20 protein-coding genes are annotated in these 18960 nt (G+C 73.9%); 10 read left to right on the top strand and 10 right to left on the bottom strand.

All coding sequences use genetic code 11. The features are described from left to right. Positions 1-3 precede the first annotated feature (3 nt). Genes LDL48_RS26820 through LDL48_RS26800 form a run of 5 tightly spaced genes read right to left on the bottom strand, consistent with a single transcriptional unit; the run spans position 4 to position 3939 of the window. Positions 4-1053, bottom strand: coding sequence for an ABC transporter ATP-binding protein (locus LDL48_RS26820; RefSeq protein ID WP_225258003.1), 1050 nt, complete (start codon positions 1051-1053; stop codon positions 4-6). Continuing rightward, positions 1050-1832 (bottom strand): ABC transporter permease, encoded by a 783-nt coding sequence (locus LDL48_RS26815; RefSeq protein WP_225258002.1) that lies wholly within the window; start codon positions 1830-1832, stop codon positions 1050-1052. Before LDL48_RS26815 ends, LDL48_RS26820 begins: the two co-directional genes overlap by 4 nt. After that, complete coding sequence (gene modA / locus LDL48_RS26810; RefSeq protein ID WP_225258001.1) at positions 1829-2578, bottom strand: molybdate ABC transporter substrate-binding protein; 750 nt, start codon at positions 2576-2578, stop codon at positions 1829-1831. Before modA ends, LDL48_RS26815 begins: the two co-directional genes overlap by 4 nt. Next, complete coding sequence (locus LDL48_RS26805; RefSeq protein WP_225258000.1) at positions 2575-2973, bottom strand: TOBE domain-containing protein; 399 nt, start codon at positions 2971-2973, stop codon at positions 2575-2577. The genes modA and LDL48_RS26805 overlap by 4 nt, the downstream gene beginning before the upstream one ends. A gap of 60 nt (positions 2974-3033) precedes the next feature. Continuing rightward, on the bottom strand, positions 3034-3939 hold the full coding sequence (locus LDL48_RS26800) for a phosphotransferase family protein (protein WP_225257999.1): 906 nt from the start codon (positions 3937-3939) through the stop codon (positions 3034-3036). 93 nt (positions 3940-4032) lie between these two features. Between LDL48_RS26800 and LDL48_RS26795 the strand changes: the two genes are divergently transcribed. Then, positions 4033-5055 (top strand): hypothetical protein, encoded by a 1023-nt coding sequence (locus LDL48_RS26795; protein ID WP_225257998.1) that lies wholly within the window; start codon positions 4033-4035, stop codon positions 5053-5055. Here LDL48_RS26795 and LDL48_RS26790 read toward each other — a convergent pair. Further along, positions 5052-5870 carry a PrsW family intramembrane metalloprotease gene (locus LDL48_RS26790; protein ID WP_225257997.1) on the bottom strand — a complete coding sequence of 273 codons (819 nt, stop codon included), beginning with the start codon at positions 5868-5870 and terminating at the stop codon, positions 5052-5054. The genes LDL48_RS26795 and LDL48_RS26790 overlap by 4 nt on opposite strands. A 214-nt stretch (positions 5871-6084) precedes the next feature. On the opposite strand from LDL48_RS26790, the gene LDL48_RS26785 reads away from it, so the two are divergent. Next, the gene (locus LDL48_RS26785; RefSeq protein ID WP_225257996.1) at positions 6085-6903 is read left to right on the top strand and encodes a DUF6544 family protein; all 819 of its coding nucleotides are present in this window, start codon (positions 6085-6087) and stop codon (positions 6901-6903) included. A gap of 28 nt (positions 6904-6931) precedes the next feature. Here the strand turns inward: LDL48_RS26785 and LDL48_RS26780 are convergent, their stop codons facing one another. From LDL48_RS26780 to LDL48_RS26765, 4 genes are all read right to left on the bottom strand, one after another. Beyond that, entirely contained in the window at positions 6932-8062 is a 1131-nt protein-coding gene (locus LDL48_RS26780; RefSeq protein WP_225257995.1) for a hypothetical protein, read from the bottom strand. A gap of 138 nt (positions 8063-8200) precedes the next feature. Then, the gene (locus tag LDL48_RS26775; RefSeq protein WP_225257994.1) at positions 8201-8611 is read right to left on the bottom strand and encodes a DUF4260 family protein; all 411 of its coding nucleotides are present in this window, start codon (positions 8609-8611) and stop codon (positions 8201-8203) included. Then, on the bottom strand, positions 8608-9192 hold the full coding sequence (locus LDL48_RS26770) for a TetR/AcrR family transcriptional regulator (protein WP_225257993.1): 585 nt from the start codon (positions 9190-9192) through the stop codon (positions 8608-8610). Before LDL48_RS26770 ends, LDL48_RS26775 begins: the two co-directional genes overlap by 4 nt. Further along, a complete protein-coding gene (locus LDL48_RS26765) occupies positions 9185-10015 on the bottom strand; it encodes an alpha/beta fold hydrolase (protein WP_225257992.1) in 831 nt (276 codons plus the stop codon). The genes LDL48_RS26770 and LDL48_RS26765 overlap by 8 nt, the downstream gene beginning before the upstream one ends. Positions 10016-10217: 202 nt before the next feature. Between LDL48_RS26765 and LDL48_RS26760 the strand changes: the two genes are divergently transcribed. The 8 genes from LDL48_RS26760 to LDL48_RS44670 all read left to right on the top strand — a co-directional run bounded on the left by LDL48_RS26760 (position 10218) and on the right by LDL48_RS44670 (position 18954). After that, positions 10218-10751, top strand: a complete 534-nt coding sequence (locus LDL48_RS26760) for a SigE family RNA polymerase sigma factor (RefSeq protein WP_225257991.1) — start codon at positions 10218-10220, stop codon at positions 10749-10751. After that, positions 10738-11955, top strand: coding sequence for a hypothetical protein (locus tag LDL48_RS26755; RefSeq protein ID WP_225257990.1), 1218 nt, complete (start codon positions 10738-10740; stop codon positions 11953-11955). The genes LDL48_RS26760 and LDL48_RS26755 overlap by 14 nt, the downstream gene beginning before the upstream one ends. Before the next feature lie 67 nt (positions 11956-12022). Then, entirely contained in the window at positions 12023-13690 is a 1668-nt protein-coding gene (locus LDL48_RS26750; protein WP_225257989.1) for an alpha/beta hydrolase, read from the top strand. Positions 13691-13773: 83 nt separating this feature from the next. Beyond that, on the top strand, positions 13774-15054 hold the full coding sequence (locus LDL48_RS26745; protein ID WP_225257988.1) for a multidrug effflux MFS transporter: 1281 nt from the start codon (positions 13774-13776) through the stop codon (positions 15052-15054). A 9-nt stretch (positions 15055-15063) separates the two neighbouring features. After that, complete coding sequence (locus LDL48_RS26740) at positions 15064-15870, top strand: AAC(3) family N-acetyltransferase (protein WP_225257987.1); 807 nt, start codon at positions 15064-15066, stop codon at positions 15868-15870. 86 nt (positions 15871-15956) lie between these two features. Beyond that, entirely contained in the window at positions 15957-17513 is a 1557-nt protein-coding gene (locus LDL48_RS26735) for a hypothetical protein (protein ID WP_225257986.1), read from the top strand. Beyond that, positions 17498-17935 carry a hypothetical protein gene (locus LDL48_RS26730; protein WP_225257985.1) on the top strand — a complete coding sequence of 146 codons (438 nt, stop codon included), beginning with the start codon at positions 17498-17500 and terminating at the stop codon, positions 17933-17935. The genes LDL48_RS26735 and LDL48_RS26730 overlap by 16 nt, the downstream gene beginning before the upstream one ends. Before the next feature lie 2 nt (positions 17936-17937). After that, a complete protein-coding gene (locus tag LDL48_RS44670) occupies positions 17938-18954 on the top strand; it encodes an FHA domain-containing protein (protein WP_225257984.1) in 1017 nt (338 codons plus the stop codon). Positions 18955-18960 lie beyond the last annotated feature (6 nt).

Genomic DNA, 18960 nt, shown 5'->3' with positions numbered 1-18960 from the left:
CGCTCAACCTACGTCCGTCCCGGCCGGATAGCTGGTCGCCTCGGTGGCCTTCACCGTCGCCCAGACCCGCCGGCCGGTCGCCAGCCCCAGGTCCACCGCCGCGGCCGGGGTGACGTCCGCGGCGGCCGGGATCGGGCCGGTCAGCTCGATCCGCAGCCGGTCGCCCTGCCGGGCCACCGCGGCGATCTCGGCCGGCCAGGTGTTGCGCGGGCTGCCGGCCGGCCGTTCGGCGTAGAGCGCCACCGCGGACGGCGGGAACGCCACGAACACCGCGCCGTGCTGGGCGGACGCGGTGGTGAGGGCGAAGTCGCCGGCCACCCGGACGGTGTGGCCGTCGGCCGTGCCGCGGTACAGGTTGAGCCCGACCAGCCGGGCGACGTAGTCGGTGCGCGGGCGGCCGGTGATGGCGGCCGCGTCGCCGGTCTGCACCACCCGCCCGTCCTCCACCACGACCAGCCGGTCGGCCAGCATCATCGCGTCCAGCGGGTCGTGCGTCACGAGCACCGTGGCGCCGTGGTGGTCGCGCAGGTGGGCGCCCAGGTGCGCGCGGGTCTCCAGACGGGTCCGGGCGTCCAGCGCGGCCAGCGGCTCGTCCAGCAGCAGCAGCCGGGGCTCGGTGGCCAGCGCCCGGGCCAGCGCCACCCGCTGGGCCTGACCGCCGGACAGCTGCCGCGGGCGCTTGCCGGACTGGTCCTCCAGCGCCATCCGCCGCAACCACTCCCGGGCCTGCTCGCGCGCCCGCGCCCGGGGCACGCCCCGGCAGCGCAACCCGAACGCCACGTTGTCCACCGCGGACAGATGCGGGAACAGCAGATAGTCCTGGAACACCACGCCGATCCGCCGGTGCTCCGGCGGCACCCGGTCCAGCCGGCGGCCGTCCAGTTCGACGTGGCCGTCGTCCAGCGCCACCAGGCCGGCCAGCGCGCGCAGGGCGGTGGTCTTGCCGGCGCCGTTCGGGCCGAGCAGCGCCACCACCTCGCCCGGCGCCGCGGCCAGCGACACGTCCAGGGTGAAGTCCGGACGGCGCACCACCAGGCGCGCGTCCAGGCTCATCCGGCACCGAGCCAGCGGTCGCGCAGCACCGCGAGGATCGCCACGGACACCACAAGCAGCACCATGCTGAGCACGATGGCGGCGTCCAGATCCTGTTCCAGCGCCAGGTAGACGGCGAGCGGCATGGTCTGCGTGCGTCCCGGGAAGTTGCCGGCGAACGTGATGGTGGCCCCGAACTCGCCGAGCGCCCGCGCCCAGCAGAGCACCGCGCCGGCGGCCACGCCCGGCCCGATCAGCGGCAGCGTGACCCGGCGGAACACGGTCCACCGGCCGGCGCCGAGGGTCGCGGCGGCCTCCTCGTACCGGGCGTCCGCGCCGCGCAGCGCGCCCTCCACCGCGATCACCAGGAACGGCATCGCCACGAACGCCTCGGCCACCACCACGCCCGCGGTGCTGAACGGCAGGCTGACCCCGAACGTCGCGTCCAGCCATTCCCCGACCAGCCCACGCCTGCCGAACACCAGCAGCAGCGCCACGCCGCCGACCACCGGCGGCAGGACCAGGGGCACGGTGACCAGCGCGCGGAACAGCCGCCGGCCGGGCAGGCCGCTGCGGGCCAGCAGCCAGGCCAGCGGTACGCCCAGCGCCAGGCACACCAGCGTGGCGAGCGTCGCGGTGAGAAGGGACAGCCGGAGGGCGGCCAGCATGCCGGGCTCGGTGAGCCGTTGCGGCAGCGTCGACCAGGGCGTCCGGATCAGCAGGCCGGCCAGCGGCAGCACCAGGAACGCCAGTCCGAGGACCGCGGGCACGGCGAGGGCGAGCGGGGTCCGGCTTCTCACGGCCGCTGGAATCCGGCGTCGGCGAGGATCTGCTGCCCGGCCGGCCCGCGGACGAAGGCGACGAACGCGGCGGCACCGTCCGGGTTCGGCGCGTCGGTGAGCGCCACGACCGGGTAGTCGTTGACCGCCCGCGCCGATCCGGCGAACTCCACCGCGTCGACCTCGGCGGCGGCGGACCGGGCATCCGTGCGGTACACCAGGGCCGCGTCCACCTCGCCCAGCTTGACCTTGGCGAGCGCCGCCTTCACGTCCTGTTCCTGGGTCACCGGGGTGACCTCGACCCCGGCCGCCGCCAGGGCCGTGGCGGCGGCCGAGCCGCACGGCACCTGGGCGGCGCAGAGCGCCACCTTGACGTCGCGGCCGGCCAGCGCGGCCGGTGTGGTGATCCGCCGCGGGTTGCCCTTCGGCACCGCGATGACCAGCTGGTTGCGGGCGAACACGGCCGGTGGTCCGGCGCCACGTCCGGCGTCGGTGACGGTCTTCATGGTGGCCGGGCTGGCGGCGGCGAACACGTCGGCGGGCGCGCCGGAGACGATCTGCTGGGCCAGGCCGGAGCTGCCGCCGAACGAGAACCGCACCTCGGCGCCCGGACGGTCGCGTTCGTACGCGTCGCCGAGGCGGGTGAACGACTCGGTCAACGACGACGCCGCCAGTACGGTCACCACGTTCGCGTCGGCGGCACCGCCGGCGTCGCCGCACCCGGCGGCCAGCAGGACCGCGGCGGCCAGCAGGGCACGCGCCCTCATCCGGCGTCCTCCCGTTCCACCACCACGGTGGTCGACTTGATCACCGCGATGGCCGGCGAGCCGACCTCCAGGGCCAGCTCGTCGACCGCTTCCCGGCTCATCAGCGACACCACCCGGAACGGCCCGGCCTGGATGTCCACCTGCGCCATCACCGCGTCCCGGGTGATCGCGGTGACGATGCCGCGCAGCCGGTTGCGGGCCGAGGAGCGGTGCGCGCCGGCGTCCGGGTCGTCACCGAGCGACCGCGCGAACGCGGCCAGGTCGGCGCCCGCGATGCTGCGGTGCCCGTGCCGGTCGCGGTCCGCGGTCAACCGGCCGGCGTCGATCCAGCGCCGCACGGTGTCGACGCTGACGCCCAGCAGCGCGGCGGCCTCGCCGATGCGGTAGGTGGTCACCGGCCCACCGTACCCTGGCATCTGCGAGGGTTTGAACGGGTGGGTCGCCGCAGGTGCGGCCTAGAGCCGGTCGATCTCCTCGGTCAGCAATCGGGTCAGGTGGGCGTGCCGGTCGCTGCCCACGGGCAGGCCGCGGCTCGGTCCCTCGGCGACCATCAGCAGGTAGAGGTGGATTCGGTAGAGCGTGAGCCGGTGCCGGGCCGCGTCGTTCAGGTCGACCGGGTACCCGCGCAGGAACGGGTGGTCCGGCTCGTCCTCGATCCGCCGGAACAGCGCCGGGGAGACCAGGTCCAGCAGCGGATCGCCGTACAGGTGGCGCTCGCCGTCGACCAGGCCGGTGAGCCGGTCGCCGGAGGCCAGCACGTTGCCGTCCCAGAGGTCGAAGTGCAGCAGAGCGGGCCGCCGCACCTCGGCCAGTGCGGCGGTGTCGAGCGCGCCCAGGCGGGGGAGCGGCACGTCCCAGGCGGCCGCGTCGGCCCGCAGGTCGTCGATCATCGCGGCGAACGCGGTGGGCCAGTCGGCGCCGGACGGCCGGTCGCCGGTGTAGCCGAAGCGCGGTCCGGTGATCTCGTGGATCCGGGCCACCGCGGCGCCGAGCTGGGAGCGGACCGGGTCCGCCTCGGCCGGGTCGGTCACCTCGGTCAGCGTGCGGCCGGGCAGAAACGTGGTGATCAGCCAGTCGTCCCGCTCGGCCAGCACGGCGGGTACCGGGGCGCGCTCGCCGACCAGCCGGAAGTACGCCGCCTCCGCCGCGACCAGCCCGCGCTCGTACCCCAGCAACCGGGCCCGCGGCGGCGGCCCCACCTTGACCACCACGTCCCGCCCGTCGGTCAGTGACGCGCGCCAGACCGTGGCGAACCCGCCGCCGGACAGTTCCGCGGCGCCGGTGAGAGCGGCGCCCAGGCCGTCCCGGACGATGGCGGCGATGTCGTCGACCTGGAGATCGCGTTGGGTCGGGCTGCGCACTCCGGCATTCAACCGCGACCGTTCGGCGCAGTCCACGCCGCACCCGGCGCGGCGGCATGGTGTTCCGGTAGCCCGACGGGGTACACACAAGACATGACCGTCAGTGACGACCGGCTGAGGGTGGCGGAACGTACGCGAACCGTCACTCCTCGCCATGACCCGCGTCGTCCCGCGCCGCTGCCGCCCCCGGCGGGCGTCGACGACCTTCCCCGATACCTGCGCGCCGCCGCCGTCCGGGCGGACGCCGACGATCTGTCCACGGCGTACACCGCCTGCGACACCGCGATCGCCGCCGCCACCCGCTGGCGCTCACCGGCCGCCCTGGCCGCGGCCCACGCGCTGCGCACCTCGGTGTACCGCCGGCTCGGCGACATGCCGGCCGCCGAACGCGACGGCGAACTCGCGGCCGAACTGTTCGCGGCCGCCGGCGCCGACCCGCGCGGGGACGCGGTGGTCCTGCTGCTGGCCCGGCGGATCGCCACCCGGCACGACCGGGGCGACCTCCAGGGCGCGGAGAAGCTACTGGCCGAACTGGACGGTGAGCCCGGCGACGGCTCCGGCGCGCTGGCGTTGCGGTACGCCCGAGGGCGCCTGTACGCCGACACCGGCCGCCCCGGCGAGGGCCTGGCCGACCTGTTCCACTGTGGCGAGCGGCTGGCCGCACGGCAGGCCGACCGGCCGCACGTGCTGCCCTGGCGGTCCGCGGCGGCGCAGGTGCTGGCCGCGACCGGCACCCGGGAGGCGGCCGCCCGGCTGGTCGCCGCGGAGGTCGCCGCGGCCCGCCGGTCCGGGCCGGCGTCCACGCTGGGCCGGGCGCTGCGGGTCGAGGGCACGGTGCTGGACGGACCGGCCGGGCTGGCCGCGCTGGACGAGGCGGTCCGGGTGCTCCGGGAGACACCGCGCCGGTTCGAGTACGCGCTGGCCCTGGTCGCCTTCGGCGAGGCACTGACCGCGGCGCGCCGTCGTCCGCAGGCCCGGCGGGTCCTGCGCGAGGCCGCCGAGCTGGCCGAGACGTGCGGGTCGGCGACGCTGGCAGACCGGGCCCGGCGCGGGTACGTCGCGGCGGGCGGCAAGCTCCGCCCGGTCGTGCCGGCGCCCCGGACCGGTGACGCCTAGGGAACTGGCCCGGTGGTACCTGGGACTGGCCCCGGGGCGGCCCGGTGGTCGCCGAACGCGCGGTACCGGTGCAGGGCCCGGAACAGCCAGCCGAGGCTGATCGCCGCCAGCACCAGGAACGGGACGACCCCGGAGAACGTGTCCCAGAGCGCGTGCAGCGCGACCGCGCCGGCGAACGTACCGAGGAACTCCAGCGCACGCCGCGCGCCCGGGCTGGCCAGCACCGCCCAGAGCGCGCCCGCGGTGAGGCCGGTCCAGGCGGTGTGCCCGGCCGGCGAGGTGAGGCCGCGGACGAACAGCGTCTCCTCGACCGTGCCGATGTCGCCCCGCGAGGACAGCAGCGCGGTGAACGCGTAGCCCATGGTCTCCAGCGCGGCGAACCCCATGCCCGCGGCGACCCCGATGATCAGCCCGTCCGAGGGCAGCCGCCGCCCGCGCCGGGCCAGCACCAGGAACAGCAGCACCACCGGGACGATCAGCTTCGCGGTCTCCTCGATCAGGGCCACCAGGACCATCGGCAGCGCGCCGAGCCCGCGCAGGGTGTCGTACTCCAGCGTGCCGGCCACCACGGTGCCGATGACGCCGCCGAAGAAGGCCGCCACCACCAGGGTGGACGCGGGTACCTGCCAGCGGCCGGTGCGGGCCTGGGCGAAGGTGAGGAAGGACAGCGGCACCACGGTCGCGCCGAGCAGGATGAGGGCCGGTACGAAGTTCGGGTTCTGCGTGCCGGTCAGCGTCCGCAGCACCGCGAAGTAGAGGACCAGCCCGACGGCCAGGACGCCGACCCACGCCCACCGGCGCCAGCGATCACGCATGCCCGGAGTCTTCCGCACCGGCCGCCGCCGCGCCAGGACCGTTTCCGTGACGACCGCCGGAAGAGACGGCCGGGCCGGGTGGTCGCCACTCCCGGTCGGACAGGCGTACGGTCGGCATGTCGCCCGAGCCCCCGGTGGTGCACTCTTTCCGGCCGGGTCAAGCGCTCCGGCACCATCCAGCAGCCCCGCGGGGCTCGCGAGGAGGACGTCACCCGTGCCCATCGATTCATCGAATGCCGGTCGCCGTGCGGTCGCCGGGATGCCGTCCACCGTTCCGCGATGCCTGACCGACGACGCGCGCAGTGACTGGGCCGACCTTCGGGCGCCGACCCTGGCGCCCGCACTCTTCCACCCGGACATGACCGCGAACCTGCCCGAACCGGCCCGGCGCTGGGTGCTGCACGCCATCGCCCCGGGCACCCCGATGCTGTTCGCCGTCGAGCTGGCTTCCCACGGCCGGATCCGGCTCGGCGGATGGCGGTCCTTCGCCGCCGTCCAGCGGACGTCGGCCACGCGCGGCTTCGTCTGGGCGGCCACCGCCTCGATGTTCGGTATGCCGGTTGTCGGTTTCGACCGGTACAGCCGGCACACCGGTCAGATGCGCTGGCGGGCGTTCGGCGCGGTTCCGGTGACGTCCGCCGCCGGTCCCGAGGTGACCCGGAGCGCGGCCGGCCGGCATGCCGGCGAGCTGCTGATCAGCCTGCCTGCCGCGGCGCTCAGCCCGCAGGTCAAATGGCGCGCGATGGACGCCGGCACGGTCGCCGCCCGGATCAAGGTGGACAGCGGCTTCCACGAGGTCGTGCTCTCCGTGTCGGCCGGCGGTGCGCTCACCTCGGTCGCCATGTCGCGCTGGGGCGCGAGCGGCCGGAGCGGATTCCGGGAACGCCCGTTCGGCGCCGACCTCGGGGCGGAAGCCAGCTTCGACGGCTTCACGATCCCGACCGAGGTCAGCGCCGGGTGGGAGCACGCGACCGACGGAAGTGCCGAGGGCCGGTTCATCGCCTACACCGTCGACAGCGCCGCGTACCGCTGAAGTCACCGGCCGGTGGGCCGGACCCGGCTCAGACGGATCGCAGCACGATGTTGCCGGCTCGCGAGGTCTCCTGGTTCATCGCGATGTCGCCGTGCGGGTCGATGCCGAGAACTGCCATGTCGATGTCGCCGGCCGGCTCCGGGAACAAGGTGGTGTGTCCGGTGCGCCATCGGAACGGCACGGCGGAGCCTTCCTGGGGATTCGGCCAGGTGGGGCCGGAGACGTCACCGTGGTCGTTGATGTCCGTGCCGATTCCGGCGTGGCCGGGCAGGCCGATGTCGATCATCTGGCCGTCCCGCCAGAGCACCGGCCGCGAGTGCGGGTCGCCGAAGCTCGCGGAGCCGGTCATCATGCCGGCGGCGTTGATGGCCACGACCCGGGCGGTGGTGGCGTCGGTACCCGCGAGCAGGTCGGTCATCCGGCCGTGCTGCCACAGGAAGGGATGTTCCGTGGACGACCCCGCGATGGTGCTGTTCCCGATCACCTGACCGCGCTGGTTGATCGCCTTCGGAGTGCTGCCGGCGCCGCCGAGCGTGCCCAGTCTGATCATCCGGCCCTGCTGCCACAGCACCGCGTGCTCGGTGGAGCCGCCGGGTGCGATGAGGGCGCCGACCACCTGGCCCCGGTCGTTGATGTCCGCGACGGTGCTGTTCATCCCGGCGGGTGTGGGCAACATGGTCATGCGTTCGCCGTCCCAGACGAAGGCCCGGGAGGTGCCGTTCTGGTCGACGGCGGCGCTGGCCACCTGGCCCCGGTCGTTGATCAAGGGGTCGTGGAAGGAGGCCACGGCACTGCGCCGCAGATAGGTGGCGGCGCCTGCGCGCCACCGGAACAACGCGCGGTCGACGTGCCCGGCGATGTGGCCGTTCCCGCTGATGGACACGGGGCGTGCGCGATCGACGCCCAGAGCGGTGGGTGAGCGCTCGCCGTGCCGCCAGACCACGGCGCGGGAGGCGCCGGTGGTGTCGCCGCTCTGGCCGGTCAGGTCACCGCGCTCGTTCATGTCGACGGCGTACGAACCCTGGCCGCCCAGGGAATCCAACTGGACCAGGTGCCCCGTGCCGACCGGCGGTGCAGCCGTCGCCGCCGCGGGAAGGAGGACGGCCGTCGCCACTGTGGAGGCGGCCAGGACGGCGCTGGATCTTCGGATGGGGCCCATGCACGATGCCAACTCCTCGAACGGTGCCTTGAATGGTTGCCTTGTCCTCCGGTTCGTCACCGGGCACGCCGGGTTCGTTCGGCCGAGCTTCTGTCGCATCGGCGACACCCCGCCGGCCAGGGGTCGGCGAACGGCCTGTCAGTGGTGCTGGTGGGGGCCGTGGACGCCGAGGTGGGTGAGGCCGAAGCTGTGGTCGTACTTGACGCCGTACTTCAGGAGCCGGTCGAGGCCGAGGTGGAGCAGCCCGACCGCGCCGGCGACGGTGAGTCCGCTGTGGTCCCACCAGGCTCCGGCGGCGAGCAGCGCCAGCGGCAGCGGTGCGGTGTGCGCGAGGTTGTACACCCACGCACCGGCCTTCGGTCCGGCCAGGTAGGCGAGCCAGGACAGGTCGGGGACGAGGAACAGTGCCGGGACCAGCCACCAGGAGTGGCCGGTGGCGGCGTAGACGGCCAGTGCGGCTCCGGCGACGGCCAGGCCCTCGACGCGTAACCAGGTCAGCGGCCGGCCGGTGACCACGCCGGGGATCTGCTCGTCGGTGCTGTCGGTCATGCCGGTCCTCCGCGGTCGGGTCGGTCGGTCTGCAGGACGGTGACGAGGGTGTCGACGAGGAAGCGGAAGCTGCGGTCGACGTCCTCGGCCAGGCCGAATCCGCCCGCGCTCTCGAGGCTGGCGAAGCCGTGCAGCGCCGATCGCAGCGTCCGCGTGGCGTGGATGGCGTGGCCGTCGTGCAGCGGGAAGTCGGCGAGGACGTCGAGGAGCACGCGTAGACCCTCCTCGCTGCTCCGGCGGTCCTCCTCGTCGTGGGCGGCGGGTGCGCGGACGGTGGCGGCGTACCGGCCGGGGTGCTCGAGGACCCAGCGGCGGTAGGCGGCGGCGAACGCATGGACCGCCGTCCCGCCGGTCTGTCCGGCGGTCGCCCGGGTCAGGGCCTCGCGGAGTTCGCGTTTGCCCTGGAGGGCGATGCCGCGGTACAGCGACTGCAGGGATTCGACATGCTTGTAGAGCGACGGCGGGCGCACGCCGATCCGCCGGGCGAGCAGGTTCATGGTGAGATGCGCGAGGCCGACCTCGTCGGCCAGCGCCGCCCCGGCCGCGACGACCGTGGCCGGGGCGAGTCCGGCCCTAGGCACGCGCGTTCGCCCGGAGGAAGGCGAGCAGCAGGGTCGCCGTCTCGTCGGGGTACTGCGCGTGCGGGTAATGCCCGGCGCCCTCGACGATCTCGAGTCGTCCCAGGCCGGCGGGCAGCTCCGCCAGGATCCCCTCGCCCTCGGCGCGCGGGTCGACCCAGTCCGGGTCGAGCGAGCCCTGGACGATCAGGACCGGGCACCGCACGTGGCCCAGCTGTGCACCGGCGTCGGCGGGCGAGGACTTGAGCATGCCCTGGAGCGCCTTCATCCGGCCGGGTTCGCGCAACATGGCCGCGATCTGGGCCTGCCGGGTGGTCCAGTCGGCGGGCTTGACGCCCGGATAGGCGTGGTCGAGGTACTTCAGCCACTGCCCGGCGCTGCCCAGCATGGCGCCGCCCAGCCGCAGCGCTCCCGTGCGGTAGGCGCCGGACTTCAGGTCGCTCAGCTTCATCGCCTGGGCGCGGGTGAACGGCGCCAGCTCGACGACGCCGGTGAGCAGTTCGGGCGCCAGCGCGGCGGCGATGGTCGCGGCCCCGCCGGAGATCGAGTGGCCGACCAGCACGGCCGGGCCGCCGAGGTGGCGGATCACCGCGATCAGGTCTCCCGCGATGGCGGTGCGGCTGTAGGCCGGCCACTGGGCGCTCGATTCGCCGGTGCCGCGCAGGTCGACGGCGGCGACCCGGTAGCCGGCGGCGACCAGCTGCGGCGTGACGAACCGGTACGCCGCGCGACTGTCGCCGATGCCGTGCGCCAGCACGACCAACGGCCCGTCGCCGGTCACCTCGTACGCGATCGTGCCGGAGTCGACAGTCAGAAATTCGGTCACAACGATCTCCTTGGTCACCGGCATAGCCATTTGGCTACTACCATTAGCTAAGAAGCTAGGCCGACGGCCGTGAACTGTCAAGGTGCCCGAGCGAGCGTGCCGGAGTCATCACCGGAAGGTGACCGCGCAACTACTTCTCCACGCCGTGCAACTCTTTCGCCGGGTGGCTCCGTTCAACGTGCGTCACAAGGAGGCAGCCGATTTGAAGGCCGAAGACGAGCAAGCGTTCCGGGAGTTCGTGACGTCACAGATGGCGTCGCTGCGCAAGCTGGCGTACCTCACCTGTGGGGACTGGCACGCGGCGGAGGACGCCGTGGCCAACGCGCTGATCAAGCTCTACCCCCGCTGGCGGAAGCTGGAACGGCCCGATCTCTACGTCAAGACCATGGTCTACCGGGCGGCGATCGACGAGACCCGGCGGCCCTGGCGGCGCGAGCGGTCGTCCGGCGACGCCATGCCGGAGGTCGCGCTGCGGGACCCGGCCGGTGCGGCCGACGAGCGGATGCGCCTGCGGGCGGCGCTCGACGCGGTGCCGGCCCGGCAGCGGGCCGCCGTCGTGCTCCGGCACTACCTGGGCCTGAGCCTGGAGGACACGGCCGGCGTCCTCGGCTGCACGGTGGGCACGGCGAAGAGCCAGGCCTCCCGTGGCCTGACGAAGCTGCGCGAGTTGCTCGCCGGCGAACGCATCAATCTCACCGGGGAGTCGATGGAGGAGTGGACCAATGCAGTTGCATGAATTCGTGGACGCCGTGACGGGCGACGAGCCGCCGATGGCCCGCACCGCCGACGACATCGTCGCGGCGGGGCGCCGGGCCGAGCGGCGGCGCCGGGCCGGGTTCGCGTCGGCCGGCGCGGCCGGCCTGGTGGTGGTCGCCGTCGCCGGCGCGTTCGCGCTGCCGGCCGTCCGCGCCGAGCAGAACACCTTGGCCGGGCCGGCTCCGGCCGGGGCGGCGACCGCCGAGACGGGGCCCTTCGCCTTCACCTTCCACGGGTACGACGCCGGCACGCTGCACGTGCAGGACCCGATCGTGGCGTCCACCGCCTACCAGATCGCCCCCGTCTACTCCGACGGCCACACCTCGAACGACAGGCCCCTCACCGCGGAGGAGGCCGAGACGCGGGGCGGCACCGTCGAGCGGAAGCGGGCCGACATGGGAAAGCCGTCCCTGTGGGCGTACCTGACCGTGTACCGGCCGGGCGCCTTCGACCCCGCCGGGATCGCCGACGGCAAGGACGTCACCGTGGCCGGGCGCAGGGCCGTGCGGGCGACGCTGCCGGTCGGCCTCGACCCGGACAAGCCGGCGGCCGGCGGCAACAAGCTGTTCGCCTGGGAGTACGCCGACAACGCCTGGGCGGCGGTCACGTCGTACTCCAGCGACCCGGCCACGCCGACCTTCGAGGACCTGGGCGGCCTGGTCGACGGCCTGACGCCCGGCACGCCGGCGCCGGCCCTGGTGCCGTTCACGGTCGGCTACCTGCCGGACGGTTACCTGCCACTGCAGATCGGCACTCACGCCATGCCCGGCCTCGGCGGCATCGCCACGGCCCGCGCCGGCGACTACGGCGGAGCGACGTACACCAAGCCGGCCGCGCCCACCTCGGGCCTGACCGCGCCGTACGACGCGGCCGCCGATGCCATCCGGGACGGCTTCCACGTCCTCGTCACGCCGAGCACCAGCTCCAACCAGTCGCCCGAGCCCGGCGCGACGACGTGCCGTCAGGTCTCCGACCGGAGCGTCGGGAGCCGCAACAGCCCGGCGGACGGCGGTTTCTGCACCGTCTGGAGTGCCGACGGCAAGGTCCAGCTCCAGGTCACCGCCACCGGCCTCGGCAACAAGGTGCCGCTGACCGAACTGGAGAAGGTCGCCAAGGGAATCAGGCTCGCCGACGTCACGGACGAGTCGACCTGGACCCCGGCGGCGGACGCCGTGCAGCCGTAACGATCCGCACCGACACCACGACGGCGCCGGTCGGACCGGGCGCTCCCGCGAGCAGGAAAAGGTTGCGATGAAACGGAGAACCAAGGCCGGTCTGTTCGCCACGGCGACGGCGGCCCTGTGCGCCACGGTGGTGCCGCTCGCCGTGGCGAACACCGGGCCGGAACCGGGCGACGTGCCGGTCGGACTGGCGGAGTTCTACGCTCAGCGTCCCGCCTGGGGACCCTGCCCCAGGCCGTCCTGGCCGGGACGACCGGACGCGCCGCCGCCCCCGGCCGCCCGTGCCGGCGACGGGTCCCCGGCGGTGGAATGCACCACCGTGCGGGTGCCGCTGGACTACCGGCGGCCGGACGGTCCGCGGGAGACCGTCGCACTGTCCCGCCGGGCCGCCGCGGACCCGGAGAAACGGCTCGGCGTGCTGGTCGAGGTTCCCGGAGGGCCGGGCGGGCAGGGCATCGGCGCGGCGGAGGACCGCGCGTACGACGCGCTGTCGGTGCGCTACGACATCATCGGGTACGACCCGCGCGGCGTCGGGCCGGCGCAACCGCTGCTCTGCGAGGGCGTCAACGTCCAACTGGCCGGGAGGACCCGCTTCACCGACGCGCAGATGCGGGCGTACGCCGAGGAGTTCCGCAAGCGCGACCAGCAGTGCGAACGCGCGGACGGTGCCCGGCGCCCGTACTTCACCTCCGCCAACAACGCCCGGGACCTCGACATCGTCCGGGCGGTCCTGGGCGAGCGCCGGCTGAACCTGATCGGGAAGTCGTACGGCACGTACGTGACCGCCGTCTACGGCACGCTGTTCCCGCAGCGGCTGAACCGCACCGTCCTGGACTCCGCCATGCATCCGCGGTGGATGTGGCGGGAGGCCTGGAAGCAGCAGGCGATCACCCAGCGCCGGACCGCGGACGCCTGGATGACCTGGGTGGCGCAGCGCCACGAGACCTACGGCCTGGGCGACACCCGGGCGGAGGTGCACGCCACCGTCGAACAGATCCGGGCGAAGCTGGAGGAGCACCCGATCGAGCGGGAGGACTTCGCGTACGACGGCGACGAGTTCGACGGTGTCATCGGGGCCACCAACGAGGTGGAGTACTGGGACTACTTCGCGGAGACCGTACGCCGGCTGGGAAACGAGGTGGACCAGCGCTCGGACCTGCCCGGCGATCTCTACCGGGCGCTGGCTCTCCAGCAGGAGATCCGGGCGGACGAACCGCCGACCAGCAACGGCGTCTGGGAGGCCGTCAACTGCGAGGCGGAATGGCCCACCGATCTCGAGGAGTACTACGCCGACATGCGCTACTTCTCCCGGCACTATCCGTACGGCTGGGGTGCCTCGGCGGCCTCTCCGCGGGAGTGCACGTTCGGGTCGGTGGAGCGCCTCGAGCCGCTGGTCAAGGTGCGCCGCGGCGACTACCCGACCGGGATGGTGGTGCAGGAGGAGTTCGACCCGCAGACGCCGTACGAGGGCGGCCGGGCGATGGCGGACCTGCTCGGGCACCGGCTGCTCACGGTGCCCCGCGACGGCTATCACGTGGTCCACGGCGCCAACCCCTGCGTCGACGCCGCGATCGACGACTACCTGCTGAACGGAACGCTGCCGAAGCGGGGGGCGACGTGCGCCGGCACACCGATCCCGGACGTGCCGGCGGATGCTTCGGCCTCCGGGGCCAGGGACGCCCGCCCGTCGCTCGACGAGCAGACCCGAACCCGAAGGAAGCATAAAATGAGCTGGTAGGGGCCCATATCGGGTACGTGTGACCGTGGTTACCAACGCGGCCCGGGCGGAATGAACCGGGCGCGGGACCACTTGCCGCAGGTGTGGTTGAGACTCGCACCGTCACCCTCCCGGAAACCGATCCCTCCCCGGGGGAGCTGCTCCCGCCGGGGCGGCGTTTCCGGATCGTGCTCGTGCTGGGGCTGCTCACCGCGCTCGGCCCGCTCACCATCGACATGTACCTGCCGGCGTTGCCGACCATCACCGACGACCTGGGGGCGACCGCGGCCGCGGTGCAGCTCACGCTGACCGGCACGCTCGTCGGTCTCGCCCTGGGCCAGTTGCTGGTCGGGCCGCTGTCCGACGCGATCGGGCGCCGCGTGCCGTTGCTCGCCGGAGTCGGTGTGCACGTGCTCGCCTCGGTGCTCTGCGTGATCGCGCCGAACCTGGCGGTCCTCGGTGGGCTGCGGGTGCTGCAGGGCCTGGGTGCCGCTGCGGCGTCGGTGGTGGCGATGGCGATCGTCCGCGACCTGTTCAGCGGCCTGGCCGCGGCGAAGCTGTTCTCCCGGCTGATGCTGGTGGTCGGCGTCGCCCCGATCCTCGCCCCGACCATCGGCGGCCAGACGTTGCAGTTCACGTCGTGGCGCGGCGTCTTCGTGGTGCTGGCCGTCGCCGCCGTCGCGATCATGGCGGCGGCCGCGGTGGTGTTGCCCGAGACGCTGCCGGTACAGCGCCGGCGCCACGGCGGGATGGCCGGCACGGTCCGCGACTACGGCCGGCTGCTCACCGACCGCGTGTACGTGGGCCTCATCCTGGTCGCCGGGCTGGCGATGGCGGCACTGTTCGCCTATGTCAGCGGCTCCGCGTACGTTCTGCAGGACGGGTTCGGCCTGAGCGAGCAGCAGTTCGCGTTCGTGTTCGCGGGCGGCGCGGTCGGCCTGATCGGCGCCACCCAGTGCAACGTGCGCCTGCTGCGTCGCTGGACGCCGCAGCAGATCCTGGCCGGCTCCCTGCTGGCCGGCCTCGGCTTCGGCCTGGTGTTGCTGGTCCTCGCCGCCACCGGGACCGGCGGCCTGGCCGGCATCCTGATCCCGCTCTGGCTGGTGCTCGCCACGGTCGGGCTGGCCCTGCCGAACGCCCCCGCCCTGGCGCTGTCGCGGCACGGTGAAGCGGCGGGCACCGCGGCCGCTCTGCTCGGCGCGGTCCAGTTCGGCGTCGGTGCCCTGGCCGCGCCGCTGGTCGGCGTCCTCGGCGTCGGCGCGGTCGCGATGGCCGTCGTGGTCTTCGGCGGCATGCTCGCCGCCACCCTGGTCTGCTTTCTCGTGGTCCAGCCGCACCGCCTGCCCGTCGAAAAGAACGAACCCGTCGTGGCCCTCGCCCGCTAGCGTGCCCCCATGCATCTCGTTCCCATGCGGTCGCTGACCGCCGATCTGCGCGCGCTCGGGGTCGATCCCGGCGGGGTGCTGCTGATGCACTCGTCATACCGGAGCGTGGGTTTCGTGCCGGGTGGACCGCAGGCCGTCGTGCAGGCCCTCCTGGACGCGCTCGGCCCGGACGGCACCCTGGTGGTGCCCACCCACACGTCGGAAAACAGCGATCCGGCCGACTGGTCCCGGCCGCCGGTGCCGCCCGAATGGTGGGAGCCGATCCGGCGGGAGGCGCCCGGCTTCGACCCGGCGCGGACCCCGGCGAGCCGGTTCATGGGGGTGCTCGCCGAGACCGTACGGACCTGGCCGGGCGCCCGGCGCAGCGATCACCCGCAGGTCTCGTTCGCCGCGGTGGGCCCGCGGGCCGGCGATGTCGTCGCCGGGCACCGCCTGGACGACGCGCTCGGCGAGGAGTCGCCGGTGGGTGCGCTCCACCGCCTGGACGGCCAGGTGCTGCTGCTCGGTGTCGGGCACGACTCGAACACCTCGATGCACCTGGCCGAGTGGCGGCAGAGCGACCCGCCGCGGCACACCGCGGGCGCCTCGATCCGCCAGGCCGACGGCACTGGCCGATGGGTGACCTGGGTGGACGTCGACGAGGACGAGAGCGACTTCGACCGGATCGGTGCCGACTTCGAGACCACCGGCGCGGCGGTCGTCGGACCGGTCGGCCGGGCCACCGGCCGCCTGATGAGACAGCGGGCCGTGGTGGACTTCGCCGCCGCCTGGATCGCGGTCCACCGTGCCGCCGCACTCGACCGGGACCAGGCTTAGCACCGGGTCTCCCGCTTGCCGCCGTGTGGTACCCGTATGGGGACATCGGGCAGAGATCACTGCCCGGATTCACGGGGGAACAATCCATGGAGTACGTGAGCGCCGGCCTGCCCGGCGAGCTGACGCCGCGCCTGTTGCGGGAGCCACAGTGGACTGACGCGATGGTCGACGAGGCCGGCATCGAGGTGCGGGACGTGCCGTTCGTCAGCGTCGGCGGCGGTATCGGCTCGTTCGTCACTGTCAACTATCTGCGCATCGCCGGGGTGCCGGCCGACCGGATCGCGGTGCTGTCCACCATCGACCATCCGTGGCAGACCTACGAGTACCTCACCCGGGTGTCGCAGATCCCGCGGCTCGAGCGGATCCGCTCGGACTCCTCGTCGCGGCCGGACAACATCTGGGGCTTCCCGTCGTACGCGCTGGCGGAGGCGTGGCGGGAGCGGACCGCGCGGCCGTTGCTGCACGTGCTCGGCGAGCCGGTCTTCACCGACTACTGGACGCCGCGCGCCGGGACGGTGTTCGCCGGGCTGGCCCGCGAGTCGGCCCGGATCGGATACCCGGACATGCTGGTCAAGGGCGTGGTGCGGATGGTACGCCGGCGCGCCGGCGGCGGCTATTTCGTGATCCTCACCCCGCCGGCCGGCAGCACCGCGACCAAGCGGGTGGCCTACCGGGCGCGGTTCGTGCACCTCGCCGTCGGCTATCCCGGCCTGAAGTTCCTGCCGGATCTGCAGGCGTTCCGCGAGACCTACGGCGACTTCCACCACGTGGTCAACGCCTACGAGCCGCACGAGCACGTGTACGAGTACCTCAAGACCACGCCCGGCACGGTCATGGTGCGCGGCGGCGGGATCGTCGCCTCCCGGGTGCTGCAGCGGCTGATGGACGACCGTGCGCGGTACGGCCTGCAGACCGAGATCGAGCACGTCTTCCGGACCTACGTGTCCGGCGCGCACGGCCCGCACATCGGCTCCCGGCGCAAGGGCGGCCACGGGTTCGCGTACCAGGGTTTCAACTATCCGAAGTCGGTCTGGGGCGGCCAGCTCAAGGCCCGGATGCGCCGCCTCGAGGGCGAGCAGCGGGCCGCCGAGTACCGCCGGATGGGCGGCACCAACACCCCGAAACGCCGCAAGTGGCAGCAGCAGATGCGGACCGGCCGGGAGGCGGGCTGGTACCGCGCGTTCCAGGGCACCGTCGAGGAGGTCCACCCCGGACCGGAGACCCGGCTGACCAGCATCGTGAAGTGCGGCGACGACACCCGGAAGATCGTGTCCGACTTCATCGTCGACTGCACCGGCCTGGAGGCCGACATCGCCGACCACCGGGTGCTGGACGACCTGCTTACACACGGCGGGGCCGGGCGCAACCCGCTGGGCCGGCTGGACGTGGAGCGGACCTTCGAGGTGATCGGCACGGCCAGCGGCGACGGCGCCGTCTACGCCTCCGGCACCGCGACGCTGGGCGGCTACTTCCCCGGCGTCGACACCTTCCTGGGCCTTCAGGTGGCGGCCCAGGAGATCACCGACGACCTGGCGCGGCGGGGTTGGTGCGACCGCCTCGGACTCCTCCGGTCGACCTCCCAGTGGATCCGGTGGGCCCTCGGCCGCCCGGTGGAAGGGAGTGCGGCGTGGTCCCGATCCTGAGCGGCCGCATCCAGACCCGGCTGTTCCTGCTCGCGCTGGTCGGTTCCGTGGTCACCCTGGCGCTGGTCCCGTTGCTGCCCGGGCAGGCGCCGCTGTCCGAGCGGTACGGCGACGCGTTCGTCCTGCTGGCCGCGGTGGCCGTCCTCGGCATCGGCTGGGAGCTGCTGTACCACCTGCTCATGCAGCTCCGCTGGGAGAAGGACTGGCCGTCGCTGTTCGGGCTGCTCACCGGCGTACCCGAGGGTCTGCTGCTGTGGGCGCTCCTGCGGGCCGGCGCGGTGCCGCTGGCCGGCTCCGCCCCGCCCGGCTGGGTCTTCGCCGTCCACTTCGGCGTGGTCTGGCTGGCCGTCTGGCTGGTCGCCAACGGTCCGATGCGGGTGCCGTTCCTGCGGTGGCGCTTCCGCGGCGGGAGGCTGGTGTGAGCGTGCGTGTCCAGCCTCTGCCCGGCCCGGGCCTGGTGGTGCGGGCCGGTGAGCTGCTCGCCGTGTGCGCGGACCGCGGCGACGAGACGGCCGACCTGGTCGCGGTGCTGCACCGGGCCGCGGCCGACGGCGGCGACGGCGACGGCCTGATCACCCGGCTGGCCGGCCGGGTCGGCGCCGAGGGCCCGGCCTGCGCGGTGCTCGCGCTCGGCGGCAGACCGGCGATTCTGGTACGCGGTGCGGCGGACGTCCGGGCCGACGGCGGGCGCGGCCGGGTCGAGCTGCGCGGGCCGGCCCTGGCCCACCAGCCGCTCGACGGAACACTGTGGACGGTGCGGCTGAGCCTTCCGGGGAGCGGTTCGGCCGACCCGCGGACCGCGCTGCACGCCGGCGTGGTCAGCGGCGCGGGACTGCTGGCGCAGCTCGGCCGGCCCGTGCCCCCGCCGCGCCGGCCGGACCGCGCGGCACCGTTCGAGGCGGTCATCGTGCTGCCCGGGTACGCGCCCGAGGCCGCCCCGGCCGCGGACCAGACCCCTACCCGCGCCCTGATCGAGGGGGTGTACTGCCGCGACGAACACTTCAACGACCCCGGCCAGCGGTACTGCCAGATCTGCGGCATCTCGATGGCCCAGCTGACCCAGGTGACCCGGCTCGGGCCGCGGCCACCGCTGGGCCTGCTGCTGCTCGACGACGGCAGCACGCTGCGCCTCGACACCGACTACGTGGTGGGCCGCGAGCCCGACATCGACTCCGACGTCGCCGCGCACCGGGCCCGCCCGTTGCGGGTCTCCGGACCGGCCAGCGGTGTCTCCCGCCGGCACGTCCGGGTCCGGCTCACCGGGTGGCGGGTCGAGCTGGTGGACCTGGGCTCGGCGAACGGCACCTTCGTGCACCGCCCGGGCGCGGCCGAGCCCGAGCGGCTCGTCCCCGGCGTACCCGTGGTGGTCTCGCCGGGCGCCCGGGTCGACGTGGGCCGGCGCTGGTTCCGCTACGAGTCGCACCGCAACTCCCAGCCGTGAAAGGAC

This window comes from Jidongwangia harbinensis (assembly GCF_020216025.1).
Classification (GTDB): domain Bacteria; phylum Actinomycetota; class Actinomycetes; order Mycobacteriales; family Micromonosporaceae; genus Actinoplanes; species Actinoplanes harbinensis.
The sequence above is the reverse complement of the archived record's forward strand: the minus strand, read 5'-3'. Positions and strand labels throughout refer to the sequence as shown.

What these genes read in the sequence shown, in the direction of transcription:
- LDL48_RS26755 (WP_225257990.1), top strand. Translation starts at nt 10,738, where the DNA reads ATGCAGTTGCATGAATTCGTGGACGCCGTGACGGGCGACGAGCCGCCG.
- LDL48_RS26820 (WP_225258003.1), bottom strand. Translation starts at nt 1,053, where the DNA reads ATGAGCCTGGACGCGCGCCTGGTGGTGCGCCGTCCGGACTTCACCCTG.
- LDL48_RS26735 (WP_225257986.1), top strand. Translation starts at nt 15,957, where the DNA reads ATGGAGTACGTGAGCGCCGGCCTGCCCGGCGAGCTGACGCCGCGCCTG.
- LDL48_RS26780 (WP_225257995.1), bottom strand. Translation starts at nt 8,062, where the DNA reads ATGGGCCCCATCCGAAGATCCAGCGCCGTCCTGGCCGCCTCCACAGTG.
- LDL48_RS26740 (WP_225257987.1), top strand. Translation starts at nt 15,064, where the DNA reads ATGCATCTCGTTCCCATGCGGTCGCTGACCGCCGATCTGCGCGCGCTC.
- LDL48_RS26775 (WP_225257994.1), bottom strand. Translation starts at nt 8,611, where the DNA reads ATGACCGACAGCACCGACGAGCAGATCCCCGGCGTGGTCACCGGCCGG.
- LDL48_RS26795 (WP_225257998.1), top strand. Translation starts at nt 4,033, where the DNA reads ATGACCGTCAGTGACGACCGGCTGAGGGTGGCGGAACGTACGCGAACC.
- LDL48_RS26790 (WP_225257997.1), bottom strand. Translation starts at nt 5,870, where the DNA reads ATGCGTGATCGCTGGCGCCGGTGGGCGTGGGTCGGCGTCCTGGCCGTC.
- modA (WP_225258001.1), bottom strand. Translation starts at nt 2,578, where the DNA reads ATGAGGGCGCGTGCCCTGCTGGCCGCCGCGGTCCTGCTGGCCGCCGGG.
- LDL48_RS26750 (WP_225257989.1), top strand. Translation starts at nt 12,023, where the DNA reads ATGAAACGGAGAACCAAGGCCGGTCTGTTCGCCACGGCGACGGCGGCC.